This is a genomic window from Streptococcus sp. GMD4S, from assembly GCF_000296955.1.
In genome coordinates this window covers 1-579 of the sequence record NZ_AJRE01000402.1, presented here as the reverse complement: position 1 = coordinate 579, position 579 = coordinate 1, and the positions used below count along the sequence as shown (strand labels likewise).

Genomic DNA, 579 nt, shown 5'->3' with positions numbered 1-579 from the left:
TCTTCATCCCTTTACCACCACGGCCTTTAGTAGGATATTCAGTAGCAAGTGTACGTTTACCATATCCTTTTTCAGTGATGATAAGAACTTCGTCTTGGTTTGTAATCACGCTAGCACCAACTACTGTGTCACCCTCACGAAGATTGACTCCTCGGACACCTGTCGCGATACGGCTCATGCCACGAACAGCTGATTGATTAAAGCGAACGGCATAACCAAACTTGGTACCAATGATAATATCCGTATCTTCTTCTGTCAGCAAGACATTAATCAGTTCATCTTCATCCTTGAGATTCAAAGCTTTAAGTCCATTTTGACGAATATTAGCGAACTCTTTAACACTGGTTCGTTTCACGATACCGTGACGGGTTGTGAAGAAGAGATAGGCGTCATCACTACGTTCAGACTCAACGTTGATAATGGTCTGAATACTCTCACCTTCGTCCAACTTCAATAGATTGACAACTGGCAATCCCTTAGCGGTACGACCATATTCAGGGATTTCATAACCTTTAAGGCGGTAGACACGTCCTTTATTAGTAAAGAAGAGCAGATGATCATGGGTGCTGGTTGAAACCA

At 42.8% G+C, this 579-nt stretch carries 1 protein-coding gene; it reads right to left on the bottom strand.

Going from position 1 to position 579, the window contains the following annotated elements; translation table 11 throughout:
- Nucleotides 1-579, bottom strand: a 579-nt coding sequence (locus tag GMD4S_RS10180) for a DNA gyrase C-terminal beta-propeller domain-containing protein (protein ID WP_000325398.1), incomplete at both ends; no start/stop codon positions are given.